We start from the raw sequence: 13637 nt of genomic DNA, 5'->3' as shown, positions 1-13637 counted from the left end.
GCAGTTTCCTTCTGTGAGACGTCCAATCCGACATACTGTTTCACTGTGATGTCCTCCCGTTGTCACTGGGACCAATCTGCCACCATCGAGGAGACTGGGACATGCCGGCAGCAATTACGTCATCGTGCGGAGTGTTGACCCCTTATATATTAGCGGCAAGTGCTGGCGAATGGTGCGCAGAGGGCGTTCCTCACAGCGTCATGATTTCCGAGCCATTCGCCATATCCCAGCTGATTACCGGCGTTTCGCATCTTCTCAACTCTGGAGAAACATCTCATTCCTCTTAAGTGCGCTTGAGACTTTGTAGCGAACATGAGACGCTCCCGTCCCCGCAAGACTAAGGCTAAGGAGCCGGACGTGCCGACCTCGAAACTATCCCGTCGGCTGTTTATACTGACTTCGCTGGCGGTTATGCCGGCGGCTGCAATTACTGTCTATCATACTGTGGTCACCCGCCTGGCGCGTGAGCAAGAACTTCATAAGGAAGCCGCGCAGGCTGGTAAGCTGGCATCACTGGAGCTTCGACGTATTGTTGACGGACTGGAGCAAATCCTTTTTACCGTCGCCAGCGCTCCTTCGGTTCAGGATATCGGCAACGCCAACTGCACTGGCTACATTACCCGCCTTTCCAAAAGTTTTTCCCAGTTCGCCGGTTTGGCCGTTACGGACGCCAAGGGCATCGTGTGGTGTGGGCAGAATGGGCAAGGTTTGGGAGTGTCACTGGCTGACAGATCGTACTTTACCGATGCAGCGCGGACCGGTCGTTTCGCCGTAGGCACTTACACGGTCGGCCGGATCACACACCGTAAAGTGCTTCCCATTGCATACCCGATCAAGAACGATCGGGGCGAGCTATCGGGAACGGTCGTCGCCTCTCTCGATCTTGGATGGCTCGGCAGCAGGGTTCGCGAGCGTGAATTTACAGCACGAAACGCCCTTACGATCGCCGACCGGAACGGTGTTATCCTGGCCCGGGAACCTTTCCCCGAGCGCTTTGTCGGCACGGAGATCCCGGCGCCCTACAAAAAGCTGGTCGCCGCTCGTGAGTCCGGAACCATTGAAGTGTTAAGCCAGGACGGCACCCAGCGTATCCTGGGCTACGAACCTGCTACGGTTCAACCATCAGGCTTGTATGTGAGTGCAGGGATCGCCACGGCTGAAGCATTCGCTGATATCCGCCGAACGACCTACGGCAGCGCCGCTATAGCTGCGTTAGGGATCGCTCTGGCCTATGTTCTTACCTGGTGGACGAGCCGAAAACTGATCCAGCAGCCTGTGGGTCGTCTTGTCCAGACTGTAACCGCCTGGCGCGCAAATCAGGAAGATGTTCGCGCCAATATGACCGAACGCGACGGAGAATTTGGCATCGTCGGGCAGGCGATCGACAGGTATATGGATGAGTTGATTGCCGCTAGAGCCCAGCGGCTTCGCGACGAACAGAAACGAGAAATTCTTGCCGGAGAACTTGACCACCGCGTCAAGAACATACTCGCTACCGTTCAGGCGATAGCGAGACAGACCTTTCCCGGTCGCGACGCGGAAGACGTACAGGAATTCAATCGGCGTATCGGCGCACTCAGCAGCGCCCACCATCTTCTTCTTCAAAACGAATGGCAGAATGCCGAAATACACAAACTTGTGGAAACAATCCTTCTGCCGTTCGACACACGCCGACCGTCAGCATTTTCAGTTTCAGGTCCTTCAATCGTCCTGAACTCGAGCGCCACTCTGGCCTTGAGCATGGCTTTCCACGAACTCAGCACCAACGCCTCAAAGTATGGTGCTCTGAAAAGCGATCAAGGCCAGATCAGTCTCTCCTGGTATATCAAGCAAGATGGAGACGAGGAGAAGCTGTTCTACCTGACCTGGATAGAGAGCGGCGGTCCGCCGGTCAGCGTGCCGACACGAAAAGGCTTTGGGTCTCGCATGATTGAACGTGTTATGACATCACAATTGCACGCAACTGTGCAGATTGATTACCCATACACCGGACTTTGCTACGAAATGCACGCTCCTCTCGACCACATCGAAGCTACAACGTCTTCTGATGCCTGAGGCTTGGAATACAGTGTGCTCAGCTCGATAAGGTACATAACGTTTTCCGGAAATCTTCCGGCACGAAAGTGTTCACTGCCGTCGTTAGCGAATTCGGCAACTGGTCCGCAGCCGCAGCCTTGCCATAAAGAAAACCCTGCCCATAGAGGCACCCCAGCGCGAGCATCGTGTCCTGCTGCTCGACCGTTTCAATCCCCTCGACAATAGTTTGCAGGCCGAGGTCATTGCTCATTGAGATCAGACCTCGGGTGATGGCGAGACCGCGCGAACCGGCTTGCAGGTCGCGCACGAAACTCCTGTCAATCTTGAGGGTCGTTAAGGGGTAGCGTTGTAGAGAGCTTAGCGACGCATATCCGGTACCGAAATCATCGAAAGCAATGCCCACCCCGATCTCTCTCAAGCCGGAGAGCACCTTGAAGGCTTTATCTTCGTCGTGCAGCGTGACAGTTTCGGTCACCTCCAGTTCAAGGAGCTCCGGATTAAACTGATACTGGTTTATCAAGTCGGAAACACGGTTGCAGATTTGAGGCGACCAGAGTTGTGATGGAAACAGGTTCACACCGATTTTTAATGGCTTTCCTGAGCGGCAGTAAGTCTCGATCTGCTGGCATGCCGTTTCAAGGATCCACCAGCCCATCTCAAGGGCCAGAACGCTTGTTTCCAGGGCAGGTAGAAAGCGCCCAGGTAGAAGCAGGCCTTCCTCCGGATGTTGCCATCTGACCAGCGCCTCGGCGCCAATCAGCGTCCGGGAGCCCATTGCGACCTGGGGCTGATAATGGACCACCAATTCACCCTGCTTCAGGCCTTGGCGCAGCCTATCTCGTTTGATACGGTTGGCCATCGAATCCTGCCGCATGGAGGTATCGAACATCTTTACTGTCCGGCGTCCTGCGGCTTTCGCGCGATAAAGTGCAAAGTCTGCCGCTGCCAGCAGTTCTTCACCGTCTGTACCGTGGAGTGGCGCGACGGCGAATCCCAGGCTTAGCCCAAGGTCCAACACCTGGCCTCCAACATTAAAGGGAACCTCAAACGCTCTTATTATCGCGTCTGCCTGGGCGAGCGCCATGCCTGGTTCGTGGACGCCTGGAAGCAGAATGGCGAATTCATCGCCGCCCAGACGGGCGACTTCCGCCGTCTTGCCCAGTAGGTACGGAAGCCTCACACTTACGGCCTGCAGGAGAGAGTCTCCGACGATGTGGCCATGGGTGTCGTTCACATCCTTGAAGCCATCGAGATCCAGCAGAATGAGCGCCAAAGAGTGGCCCGCTTCAAGTTCCGTCCGCAAGATCTCGATGAAACGGTGCCGGTTATGGAGCCCGGTCAACGTGTCCTGGCACGCCAGGCGATAAAGACGTCTTTCCCGTTCGCGCCGTTCGGAAATATCCTTGATGATGGCGCCGGCACACACTTGCCCGTTCTCGCGCCAAACTGACAGCGTGATCTCGATCGGAAACTCGGTACCATTCTTTTTGACAGCTGACACTTCGACCGCCTTGCCGCCCAGGTTTGGCTTCTCCCCCGCAGCAACTCGGGCCAGGCCGGCCGTGTGCGCTCCCTGCATTCGCTTCGGAATAATCAGCGTGATTGGCTGACCGAGCATCTCATCATGTTCATAGTCGAACAGTTTCGCGGCAGCTGGATTTGCGAACCGGATGTTCCCTTCGGCATCGATACAAATGAGCGATAGGTCGGTGGCGTGGGCGAAATCCGCAATCATCATTCTGTAGATACCTCGTCACCTGGAGTCTCCGACATATGATCATATGCTTCTTTAGGATGCTCTTTTTCCAATCCTAAAATTTTAATCACAAGGATTGAGAGAGCGAGTCAGATAAATAACGTCAATGCAGCCGGGAATAAGGGTGCTAGTGTTGCGTTGGAGGCAACACAATGGCAGAACGCAATCCCAATCCCATAGACGTCACAGTGGGTGGCCGAATCCAGCGCTTACGCACGGCCGGCGGCATGACCCAGTCCAAGCTCGCGGAAGCCCTTGGAATTTCGTTCCAGCAGGTTCAGAAATACGAAAACGGTCTTAACCGCGTCAGCGGCAGCCGGCTTCAGCAAATAGCGAGCGCTTTGAATGTAACCGTATCCGATCTTTTTTCCGACCCGCCACCGTCTGGTGGCGCGCAGGTGGAAGAGGAACTGATAGCCTTCATACAATCGCAGCAGGGACGTGCATTGAACGAAGGGTTTCAGAAACTGCCGCCAGAGCTGCGTAAGGCCTTTCTGGCTCTTGTCAAATCCTTGCAAGAGCCATCCCCGCTTGGCATCCAGCGTTACAATGAGCACTGAGTTTGGCTACCTTGACTACAAAGCCAACGCATGCGTCGTCGTCGCCATAGCCGACAACGGAGCATGCATGAAGCGTGCAGCTTCGGCGCGGAAAGCCTGTTGAATATCGATGTGATCGATCTGTTAAGCAAGCGGAAGCTTTATTTTGCTCAATGCCCCATGCGCTCCGCCTCTCGCAAACGATCTAACACGCGCGCTTGCATGCAGCCACAAACAACTCTCGCGAACGGCGAAGTGGCGCCTGACCTAAAACTGCTTCGCGACAGGTCAGAACTGCTGCTTCGTAAAGAACAGTTTTCTGATGGGACCAGCCCCGAAAATAGCTTAGCGCCTCAGCCGGACCGGTGATCTGCGTGCCTGGCCCCGAACCGCCAGAGACCGTAACAGGTGCGCCCCACCTGCGCTCAAACAAAACCTTCACGATGTCACCCATCCCGGCTTCCTTTCGCGGAGACAGAACATAGTTTGACTCGAATTGTTCCGCTGCCGCAACGACCATTAGAGCGACTAGTGATGACGTACTCACACTCTCTTCGCAGGTCAAAGCTCGCATCATGATTTTAAGAGTTCCTTATTGTTCTATTTTCTAATATTCTTGCATGCGCCTCCCACCTAACCTCGTAAAAGTCCCTGTCATGTCTAAACTGATCCGACTGGCCCAAGGTGATTGGGGCTCGTCCAGAATGGTTTGGCTGACGGCACTGATATTCGCAGCTATTGCGGCGGTGCTTGCCGTATTAATAGCGTCGGTCGTTACCACGATGGAACGATCGGCTAATACCAATGACGACAGCCGTGCGCTAAGAACCGGCTCAGCTGCAGTTGCTTCGCTTCAAAAAAGAATGAGCGCGACACTTCGAGATAACGCAATATGGGACGATGCCTACGCCAACACCTCTAACCACGACGCATCATGGGCCGTTGAGAACTGGGGGAAAACGTCGGCGGAATACGAGCTGTACGACGTCGCGGCAGTTGTTGCCGCCGATGGCTCAACTCTGATGGCGTATCGCAAGGGCGTCCCATTTGAACCGGAGGTGTATTTTCGTACAGGATTTGCCGAGTTGGTTTCTCAAGCTCGCTTGAGACCGCTTGATCCTGTCGTAGCTTTCGCCGAAACCACGGATGGCTTCGCTGTCTTCGGAGCCTCAGCAATTCAACCTTATTCGAAAGAGATCGCGGCGCCGGACAAGTTTTCAGTTTTGCTCTTCGCGAAAATAATCACGCCAGAAGCACTAGAGGAAATTGCTACCCTTCACGATCTGAACAGGCTCGTCATCGATAGAGCAGCACGAAAGGATCAGATCGCAGTCAGCTTGCCGGGTCATAACGGGATACCCGTTGCTTTTCTTTCGTGGCCAGGCCGGAATGTAGCTGCGATAATCCATGAGAGCGTTCGTTTCCACCTCGTGGGCGCAGCTATCATCCTGGTCGTGTTTTTGCTCGCCATCCTCGTGGTTGGCGATATTGTTTCGCGGAAGCTCACCCGGGCAGCCGAAAAGGCCCGCTATGAAGCGACGCATGACAGTCTCAGCGGCTTGCTCAACAGGCAAGGCTTGGTCTCTCGGATGAATTCGCTGCTGACTGAGGAAATCGGCGGCGCTATCACACTTCTCCTTATTGATCTCGATGGCTTCAAAGAGGTCAATGACGCGTGGGGGCATGGGATTGGAGACATCGTCATTCAAAGGTCGGCAGAGCTCCTGGAAAAAAACGCACCGGAGGGGTCCATTGTCGCACGACTGGGAGGAGATGAATTCGCAGTCATCTGTTCTAAGGAACGTGCCAATACCGTGGCGGAAGCTATTTCAGCGTCCTTTTGCAAGCCTTTCGACATCGATAATCGCATCATCGAGATCGGAGCTAGCATTGGCTACGCGGTGTCGAACAATGTTTGTGATCCGAATGAATTGTTAAGGAGATCAGATGTTGCTCTCTACCGAGCGAAGGAAACGGGCCGTGGTCGCGCGGTAGAATACACTACCGAACTTGACGCAGACAGAATGCGCTTGGGCACCATGGAAAAACAACTGCGCCTATCGCTCGCACAAGGTGAGGTTTTCCCTGTTTATCAGCCTCTCTTTGACGCGCAGAGCCGCGAAATCCGCGGTGTTGAAGCGCTGGCTCGCTGGAATAGTCCGATGGGCCGGATCAGCCCCGAAGTGTTCATTCCCCTCGCCGAACGCGCCGGACTAATTGACAATCTGGGCTTTCACATCTTGGCTACCGCCATTGACCAAATCAAGCTGATGCATCAAGTGAGCCTTTCGGTAAATGTATCGCCCGTACAACTAAAAAACCCCAATTTCGCGCCCGGTGTTATTTCGCTTCTCAAACAAAAAGCGTTCGAACCAGAGCGGCTGACGCTCGAAGTCACTGAGGGCGTACTAATATCGAACCCGGATCAGGCCCGGCGTGCGATAAACGCCTTGAAATCCATCGGTGTTAAATTTGCGCTTGATGATTTCGGATGCGGTTACGCTAGCATTGGGACGCTCCGACAATTCGGATTCGACAGACTCAAGATTGATCGATCCCTAGTGAAAGCATTGGACAATGAGGATCAAAACGGCGAAGTACTAAAGGCGACTGTCTATCTAGCCAACGCGTTGAAAATCCCGGTCACGGCAGAGGGTATTGAAACGGAGCGTCAGGCACGCACTCTTGCGGCTTTCGGATGCGACAAACTGCAGGGCTACCTCCTTGGCAAGCCAATGTCAGCTGAGGAGCTTGCGTCGCAGGCAATAACTGACAATCCGCCGCTCGATTCCCATCGCCTGGCGAATGCAGGCTAATTTGTTATAGGCTTTGAGAAGCGCGCAATAGCCAGTAGCAATTCATAGCGAAAACACGCAACGTTGATGCCACAATAAAGGTAGTGGGACTAAAGGCGCCATTTACCAGTCTCGATACAAGTTGTTGGCCGCCGAAGGGCGAAGTCCAGCTGCACCTGATCTGCGAACAGTATGTGCGAGTGCCGGATGTTGGATGGCCGAACATGGCAGCCTTGCTCTACCATCGCGTAGATGTTCAAGGGAGATATGCAGGTCTCATTGCCGGTTTCGAGGCTCAAACCCGAATTATTCCTGCTTCCGCCGCTGCGAGTTTAAACGCTTCGGCTGCGACCGAAGATTTCACCCGGCCGTGGAGGGCTTCAATGCACGCTTTCTTTGCGGCTGCATATGACCTTCCTCCGCGATTTGGCCAATTCTTGATCAAGAAAGCCAAAGCATCTCGGCTGTTCCCGATGTTCTTGAAGTGATTCCCGCAATCCGTCGTCACTTCAATTTTTGAGTGCCAAAGCTCAGTCGACATTTCGAAACCTATGAGGATGTGAGAACTCGTTATCAAATGCTGAGGTACGCCTTTACGTTCCGATCTAGGACTTAAGACCTAAGCGCATTGATCGGATCATTCGATAAGCAGACTTAGCTGCAACAATTTCGATCGCGCGCCGGAGGTAAAATTCACAAAGATACTGAACGGCGGTCCATTTCGGGAAGGCAGTTCGCCCCCAGTAAACTAGCCACCTGCGCCGCCGCTATCCGACTTGACGGAGGATCGGCCGGCCATTTCCTGCTTTAGGTAAAGCTTTGCCAGTTTGACGACCCACATAATTTCGGCTTGATTGCCGAACTCTACGGCAATGCCTACGGCGTCACACGGCAGACTCCGGAGAGGCACTTCTCCTGATTCTCGGCATTTCCTTAGACTTGCATAGAGTAAATCGAGTTGATCGGCGGGCATAGCAATCTCCACGCCCTATTGTCGGCCTGCTCCCGTCAATCGCCTATAGGGCTAAATTCCCATCCCGGAGAAGCAAAAGTCCTAAGTTAAATTTCAGGCATGCCGACATCCCCCAGCTCGGAACGAGATGGATTGACGCGCCGGCGCCCTGCCATATCTCTTCCGTATCTTCGCACCCAGACATCGAAACCGTTGTGAACCTTGAAATCCTGAGCAGGCGCTGGAGCCGACAATCGCTTGCAGTGCAATTCTTGTTGGCGGGAGGACTTGTCTGTGGAGTCGCCATGTTAATTGTAGGCGCTTTCGTTACAAATCTGATCGAGGCCTCGGTAACAAGAAATTCGGCCGCTACGACTGCACTCTACGTCGACAGCGTTATTGCGCCAATTCTCCCAGACATGCAGCAAAACAAGGTTCTGGATGACAGCATCACCCGTGCGCTGGACGAGACGTTGGGACAGGGTGCTCTTGGGCAACGCATCATGTCCTTTCGCCTTTGGCGTCGCGACGGGACAATAATGTATTCAAACGATCCCTCATTGATAGGCAAAAAGTTTCCTGTAAACGAAGACCTGAAAGCCGCGTTCGACGGGGAGATGAGCGCCGAGTTTAATGACCTCGACGAGGATGAAGACGTCGAGAGCGTCGCCGAACGCGATAGTGGCAAACCTCTCCTGGAAATCTACAATCCTGTTCTGCAACCCTGGTCCGGGGACGTTGTCGCGGTGGCCGAATTTTACGAGGTCGCGACTGATTTTCAGAAAAGTCTCGAGCTCGCACGGCTCAAGACTTGGTTGGCCGTCGCTTTGTTTACTGTGACATTTTTTGTCATTCTCTCATTTATCGTTTTGCGGGGCAGCCGCACCATCGCACAGCAACGTGCCGTAGAGAAGCAAAGGTATTTAGAACTTCTGGGCGTATTAAACGAGAATCGAACGCTTAACCGTCACCTGCAGCAGGCTTCAAATCGAGTTATTGCCTACAATGAACGGTATCTCCGACGCATCGGCGCAGAGTTGCATGACGGGCCAGTGCAGCTCATCGCTTTCGCTGCTTTACGGCTGGATAGCAAGACAATCGTGGGAGCGATTTCTTCTCCGGAAAAACGCCTCCAGGAACTTTCCTTGATCCATAACTCTTTGGGTGAGGCGCTACGAGAGATACGCGGGATCTGCGGCGGCCTGGTTTTGCCGCACATAGAAACACTTAGCTTAAGCGAGGTGTTAGAGCTCGTCGTGCGCGCGCACGAGCAGAGAACGGAATCGAAGGTCCATCTTACGATCTTGCAGCCTGATATTTCTGTGACGCACCCGGTAAAAATCGCAGCATATCGATTTGTTCAGGAGTCGCTGAACAACGCTTTCAAACATGCAAATGGGACGGGCCAGGAAGTCCGGCAGGATTTGAACGGCAAGCTTCTGGAAATCGTTGTCACCGATCGCGGCCCTGGTTTCGATATCGATGCCATCAATACCGATCAGCTCGGCCTTTTAGGATTGAAAGAGCGCATTGAAAGCCTCGGCGGCAAATTTCACTTGGAATCTGAACCGGGCAAAACAACACTGAAAATGCAGGTGAGAATTGATGACACATAATAGGATCGAGATAGCGGTGATTGACGATCATCCTCTTTTTCGGGAAGGCGTCGTGTTCAGCCTTTCAGAAGAGGAAGACTGCAAGGTCGTCGCGTCTGGCGCAAGTGCCGGCGAAGCGATCCGCATTGCTCAAGAGCTCAAGCCAGATATTATTCTGCTCGATATTTCTTTACCCGGCGGCGGGCTGGATGCCATTTCCGACATCCTTAGCTTCCATCCCAAGGCTCGAATTGTGATGCTGACAGCATCAGAAGCAGTCGGCGACGTCTCCGAAGCGTTGCGACGAGGTGCTTGCGGCTATGTCCTCAAGGGGGTTGGCTCCCAGGAGCTTGGAAACATTATCCGGGGCATTTTTGATGGAGATCAATATGTTAGTCCATCGCTATCGGCACAGATCATATCGTCCCTCTCAGCGCCTGCTCAACCGGATAGGCTCGGCAGGTTGACGGATCGGGAAAGAGAAATCCTCGACTTGGTCTCAATCGGCTTGAGCAACAAGAGGATCGCGTTGAAATTGGAGCTCCAGGAAAAAACAGTCAAGCACCATGTGTCCAGCGTGCTTGCAAAGCTTGGTGTTCAAAATCGCACTGAAGCGGCAATGGTGCTGCGAGACCTGCGCGGTTTATCGGCTTAGAGCTCTTAAGCGTGAGAAATCCGCAGGCCGAGACATTCTGTTTATTATTGTTCTGCCCTTGGCGTCCGTCATTATGTAACGATCGTTGATAATGCTTTCCGCGATCCCGTTGGGGTGATTGACGGTCATGTCTGCAGACTTCGACTTCGTCTGCCCTTTGCCAATTTGAGAGCCTCTCCCGCCGGCATTGTTGCTTCCGTTGCCATTACCATTTCCGCCGTTGTTTCCGTTTCCTCCGCCTTTCCCTCCCCCATTGCCGTTTCCATTCTTCGCCAGCAAGACTGGCTCGCCGAATGCGATCGTTTCTTTGGAAATGGTAAGGCCGTAGGGTACAGCAGCCAATAAAGCCGCTGTCACGAAAATCTTTAACGTCGTGCTTGTTACACTTTTGGGCATTGTGCTCATGATTTGCACCTCCACCGCATTTGTCAATTCTACGCTCGTAGCTATGCCAAAGATCACAGGCGAAGCTAAGTTTCGAAAACGTTTCTTCTTAATCCCGTTCCCAAAATCCCGAGCCTTGAGCAATCAGACCGATGCTCGCCTAGTCTTTTGACGGTGCTGACTAGGACCAAAGTCCGATCCCCGTTCCTCTTAAGACCTATGGCCGGAACAGCTCGGCTGTAAGCGTGTTCTTACGTCATCTTCACGACAACGTGGAGCACTATAACACTGAAAGGATTGAGAAAATGAACGTACTGGCACGCGCGGCTTTGATTGCCTCACTTCTGGCAGGCACCGCTCTCAACACCTACGCACAGTCCAGCAGCACGGTTGGTACCGGCGGTACGACCATCGAAAACGGCACCTCGAGCAGCACGATCGGCACTGGCGGATCGTCCTCCGGCTCTGATGGCTCCGGCTCGGCCTCTACCTTGGGGACCGGAGGCACTTCCGCTGGTAATGGCACCTCTTCGTCTTCGATAGGCACGGCAGGTTCGGCTGCTGGCAGTGACGGCTCCGGTTCGGCTTCTACCCTGGGCACCGGCGGCACGTCTGCCGGAAATGGCACATCGTCGTCTTCGGTAGGCACGGCAGGCTCGGCTGCCGGCAGTGACGGTTCCGGGTCGGCTTCGACTCTGGGCACTGGCGGCACCTCCGCTACGGACGGCACGACGACATCGTCGGTTGGCACGGCAGGCTCGGCCGCAGGTCAGGCTCACGATGACATGAAGAAGAAAGACTGCCCTCCGGGACAGGCCAAAAAGAACAAGTGCTGATCGAAACGAACGTTATCCGGCTCTTTGAAGGCCGGATAACGTTCCAGGGAGGATGATATGACCTCTTCGACCCAAACGCTTCCGAAGATTGCCCTGTCTTTGATCCTTGTCGCCGCCGCGCTCGCCATTGGTAGCTCTGAGGCTGCCGGCCAGTCGACCGAGGGCTGCCACGTCATCAAACGCAGCGACATGAATTCGGACAGAGCGTCTGCGCAGACCCCGGACAGCCGCACGACCAGCAGCGTCACCGCTGGCGGCGGCGCGGTGTCGGGAGGCACTTCAACCGGTTCCATCTCCTCCAGCACATCCGCTGGCAATGGAACTGTCACGACCACGCAGAACGGCAGCACCGTAACCACCCAGACAAACGGGAATGGTTCGGCTTCGGCATCATCGTCCGGAAGTGGCGGCGTTTCTGTCCTCCGCAACGGCAACGACTGCGTAGTCATCACAGATTAGGAGCAGACACATGCGTATCGTATTTCTCTCAACGGCCGTTTCCCTTCTTCTTGGCCTCGGTCCGTCACCCTTGTTGGCTCAATCGGCCGGTACGGTTGGTTCCGGAGGAACCGCTGCAGCTGACGGTACAACAGCAACCACCCTCGGGACCGGTGGCGCTGCCACCGACGCTGACGGCTCCTATACGGGCTCCATTGCTTCTGGCGGCAGTGCCGCGACTGAAGATGGCAAGGCAAAGAGCCAAACCAAGATCATCGAAAACCCCAACATGCTGCAGGGCAACTCAAAGGCAATGGCTCATGACAGCGGCACGTTCTCAAAGTCGATGACCAAGACACGCGTCAAGGGCGGCGATCTATCCAGCCGCACCAAGACGATGTCTCACGTTCCGGGAGAAAAGCCCGTGAAAGACACGACTACCGTCGAAACCCAGCTGCCGCAGTAAGCGACCGCTATATTCACGAAAGGAACTAATCATGCGTGCATATCTCATTACAGCAGCAGCTGTTCTCACCACTCTATCGTTCAGCACGGCATATGCGGACGATGACGGCGCTATTGCCGGTGCGGCCGGCGGTGCAGCGACCGGCGCCGTGGTCGGTGGTCCGATTGGCGCCGTGGTGGGTGGCGCAGCGGGTGCCATCATCGGTGGTTCGATCGAGCCTCCGCCGGAAAAGGTGGTCACTTACGTGCAGAGCCAGCCGGTACCGCAATCGATTGTGATCGATACCCCAATCGTAGTTGGCGAACCCATCCCGAAGTCGGTGACGCTCGTAACGGTGCCGGATTCGCCGCAGTACGCCTACACCGTGGTCAACAACCAGCGAGTAATCGTTGATCCCCAGACCTACACGGTCGTCCAGGTACTCAACTAAAACAGCAGTGCCCTTTCGCGTTTGACGTGAAAGGGCCTCCGTTCGCCAATCCGCGAACCAAACATCGAAATCGAGACATGCCATGAACGATAAAGAGTTTACGATCGGGTTTCCCGTTCTTCTCCTGCTGCTGGCTATCACGTTGATGATCGGCTATCTCATCTTCAATCCCAGACAGGCAGAAAGTGCGCGCATCTTCACGCCCGAAGCGCTCATGGCCAGTGATCATCGGTAACGTCGGTTGCTGGGTGATATTCCCTAAGCCGCCTCGCAAAGCTTTTCCGAAATCAGCTCCAGGCAAGACAGAATCGCAAGCACCTTCGCGGAGCGACAAGTATAGAATACTGTTTGCTTCTCACGACGTGTTTGCACGAGTTTTTGTTTGCGCAGCTTGGCAAGGTGCTGGGATAAGGCAGACTGGCTTAAATCGACAGCTTGGGCCAGGTCGGCCACATTCCACTCTCGCTTGGTAATTAACAGCAACACCTGCAAACGTTTGGCGTTTGCCATTGCCGACAACAAATCGGCCTGCTTTTCCAAAAATGAACTCATGGGACTGCCCGGTGTGAAAGCTCTATAAATTTTAAAACAGATATTGCTAACTTTCAATCAAACGGAACTCCGAATTGTCAATCGGCCCTTTAATTGCGGGACTTAGTCAAGCCTGTTTTGCCCGTGCCGGGGTCATGGTCCTTTTCGAGGTCATGGCCTCATGATGATGTTCGGGTCGGATGCCTCAACGTGCGGAGCGCGG

Annotated in this window: 15 protein-coding genes; 9 read left to right on the top strand and 6 right to left on the bottom strand. The window is 54.3% G+C overall.

Annotated elements, in window-relative coordinates; translation table 11 throughout:
• The first annotated feature begins 357 nt into the window (after positions 1–357).
• On the top strand, positions 358–2055 hold the full coding sequence (locus DEM27_RS32805; protein WP_165823729.1) for a sensor histidine kinase: 1698 nt from the start codon (positions 358–360) through the stop codon (positions 2053–2055).
• A 19-nt stretch (positions 2056–2074) separates the two neighbouring features.
• On the opposite strand, the gene DEM27_RS32800 is transcribed toward DEM27_RS32805, so the two are convergent.
• Positions 2075–3775 (bottom strand): sensor domain-containing protein, encoded by a 1701-nt coding sequence (locus DEM27_RS32800; protein WP_109462425.1) that lies wholly within the window; start codon positions 3773–3775, stop codon positions 2075–2077.
• Positions 3776–3945: 170 nt separating this feature from the next.
• Between DEM27_RS32800 and DEM27_RS32795 the strand changes: the two genes are divergently transcribed.
• Positions 3946–4353: a helix-turn-helix domain-containing protein gene (locus tag DEM27_RS32795; protein ID WP_109462424.1), complete on the top strand. Its 408-nt coding sequence runs from the start codon at positions 3946–3948 to the stop codon at positions 4351–4353.
• 184 nt (positions 4354–4537) lie between these two features.
• Here the strand turns inward: DEM27_RS32795 and DEM27_RS35315 are convergent, their stop codons facing one another.
• Complete coding sequence (locus tag DEM27_RS35315) at positions 4538–4786, bottom strand: DUF982 domain-containing protein (protein WP_165823728.1); 249 nt, start codon at positions 4784–4786, stop codon at positions 4538–4540.
• 202 nt (positions 4787–4988) lie between these two features.
• Between DEM27_RS35315 and DEM27_RS32785 the strand changes: the two genes are divergently transcribed.
• Positions 4989–7148, top strand: a complete 2160-nt coding sequence (locus tag DEM27_RS32785) for a putative bifunctional diguanylate cyclase/phosphodiesterase (protein WP_109462422.1) — start codon at positions 4989–4991, stop codon at positions 7146–7148.
• A gap of 274 nt (positions 7149–7422) precedes the next feature.
• Here the strand turns inward: DEM27_RS32785 and DEM27_RS32780 are convergent, their stop codons facing one another.
• Entirely contained in the window at positions 7423–7668 is a 246-nt protein-coding gene (locus DEM27_RS32780) for a DUF982 domain-containing protein (RefSeq protein ID WP_109462421.1), read from the bottom strand.
• A 626-nt stretch (positions 7669–8294) separates the two neighbouring features.
• On the opposite strand from DEM27_RS32780, the gene DEM27_RS32770 reads away from it, so the two are divergent.
• Together DEM27_RS32770 and DEM27_RS32765 are read left to right on the top strand one after the other, a co-directional pair.
• The gene (locus tag DEM27_RS32770) at positions 8295–9695 is read left to right on the top strand and encodes a sensor histidine kinase (RefSeq protein WP_245446293.1); all 1401 of its coding nucleotides are present in this window, start codon (positions 8295–8297) and stop codon (positions 9693–9695) included.
• Positions 9685–10329: a response regulator gene (locus DEM27_RS32765; RefSeq protein ID WP_109462418.1), complete on the top strand. Its 645-nt coding sequence runs from the start codon at positions 9685–9687 to the stop codon at positions 10327–10329. Before DEM27_RS32770 ends, DEM27_RS32765 begins: the two co-directional genes overlap by 11 nt.
• Here DEM27_RS32765 and DEM27_RS33775 read toward each other — a convergent pair.
• Positions 10318–10734: a hypothetical protein gene (locus DEM27_RS33775; RefSeq protein ID WP_128755623.1), complete on the bottom strand. Its 417-nt coding sequence runs from the start codon at positions 10732–10734 to the stop codon at positions 10318–10320. The genes DEM27_RS32765 and DEM27_RS33775 overlap by 12 nt on opposite strands.
• Positions 10735–11018: 284 nt before the next feature.
• On the opposite strand from DEM27_RS33775, the gene DEM27_RS34880 reads away from it, so the two are divergent.
• Positions 11019–11549 carry a hypothetical protein gene (locus DEM27_RS34880; protein WP_109462427.1) on the top strand — a complete coding sequence of 177 codons (531 nt, stop codon included), beginning with the start codon at positions 11019–11021 and terminating at the stop codon, positions 11547–11549.
• Here DEM27_RS34880 and DEM27_RS33770 read toward each other — a convergent pair.
• A complete protein-coding gene (locus DEM27_RS33770) occupies positions 11489–11998 on the bottom strand; it encodes a hypothetical protein (RefSeq protein WP_128755622.1) in 510 nt (169 codons plus the stop codon). The two genes, DEM27_RS34880 and DEM27_RS33770, sit on opposite strands and share 61 nt — an antisense overlap.
• 20 nt (positions 11999–12018) lie before the next feature.
• Between DEM27_RS33770 and DEM27_RS32750 the strand changes: the two genes are divergently transcribed.
• From DEM27_RS32750 to DEM27_RS34305, 3 genes are all read left to right on the top strand, one after another.
• Positions 12019–12453 carry a hypothetical protein gene (locus DEM27_RS32750; protein ID WP_109462416.1) on the top strand — a complete coding sequence of 145 codons (435 nt, stop codon included), beginning with the start codon at positions 12019–12021 and terminating at the stop codon, positions 12451–12453.
• 31 nt (positions 12454–12484) lie between these two features.
• Positions 12485–12883 (top strand): DUF1236 domain-containing protein, encoded by a 399-nt coding sequence (locus tag DEM27_RS32745; protein ID WP_109462415.1) that lies wholly within the window; start codon positions 12485–12487, stop codon positions 12881–12883.
• An 82-nt stretch (positions 12884–12965) separates the two neighbouring features.
• Positions 12966–13118 (top strand): hypothetical protein, encoded by a 153-nt coding sequence (locus DEM27_RS34305; RefSeq protein ID WP_165823727.1) that lies wholly within the window; start codon positions 12966–12968, stop codon positions 13116–13118.
• A gap of 23 nt (positions 13119–13141) precedes the next feature.
• On the opposite strand, the gene DEM27_RS32740 is transcribed toward DEM27_RS34305, so the two are convergent.
• On the bottom strand, positions 13142–13435 hold the full coding sequence (locus DEM27_RS32740) for an ArsR/SmtB family transcription factor (protein WP_109462414.1): 294 nt from the start codon (positions 13433–13435) through the stop codon (positions 13142–13144).
• Between the last annotated feature and the right edge of the window lie 202 nt (positions 13436–13637).

Origin of the sequence: Rhizobium album (assembly GCF_003122325.1) — a bacterium.
Classification (GTDB): Bacteria; Pseudomonadota; Alphaproteobacteria; order Rhizobiales; family Rhizobiaceae; genus Metarhizobium; species Metarhizobium album.
Note: the sequence above shows the minus strand (reverse complement) of the source record. Positions and strands in the feature narration are given on the sequence as shown.